The following is a 467-nucleotide window of genomic DNA, read 5'->3' as shown; positions in this document are numbered from 1 at the left end:
AGTGCGTTATTTAGTTTTGAAGGAATGAAAATTTCTTCTTGAAATTTTTTTTGAAGATAGTATAATATATCTTGTCTTTAACTTATCTAGTGACGATAGCGAGAAGGTCACACCCGTTCCCATACCGAACACGGAAGTTAAGCTTCTCAGCGCCGATGGTAGTTGGGGCTTTGCCCCTGTGAGAGTAGGACGTCGCTAGGTTGGATGAGACGGAGGATTAGCTCAGCTGGGAGAGCACCTGCCTTACAAGCAGGGGGTCGGCGGTTCGATCCCGTCATCCTCCACCATATATTTTAAGTTTAATTTGCCGGTTTAGCTCAATTGGTAGAGCAACTGACTTGTAATCAGTAGGTTGGGGGTTCAAGTCCTCTAGCCGGCACCACTTGCGAGCCATTAGCTCAGTTGGTAGAGCATCTGACTTTTAATCAGAGGGTCGAAGGTTCGAGTCCTTCATGGCTCACCATTTT

General features: G+C 46.0%; 3 tRNA genes and 1 rRNA gene. All 4 read left to right on the top strand.

The features are described 5' to 3' along the window. The first annotated feature begins 85 nt into the window (after window positions 1-85). A 5S ribosomal RNA gene (gene rrf, locus AC6CHV_RS26350) occupies window positions 86-201 on the top strand. Window positions 202-211: 10 nt separating this feature from the next. Continuing rightward, window positions 212-287, top strand: a tRNA-Val gene (locus tag AC6CHV_RS26345). A 19-nt stretch (window positions 288-306) separates the two neighbouring features. Then, window positions 307-382 (top strand) — tRNA-Thr (locus AC6CHV_RS26340). 5 nt (window positions 383-387) lie between these two features. Next, window positions 388-463: transfer RNA gene (locus tag AC6CHV_RS26335), tRNA-Lys, on the top strand. The last annotated feature ends 4 nt before the right edge of the window (window positions 464-467 follow it).

The organism is Ferdinandcohnia sp. GQ5 (assembly GCF_059759275.1).
The sequence above is the reverse complement of the archived record's forward strand: the minus strand, read 5'-3'. Positions and strand labels throughout refer to the sequence as shown.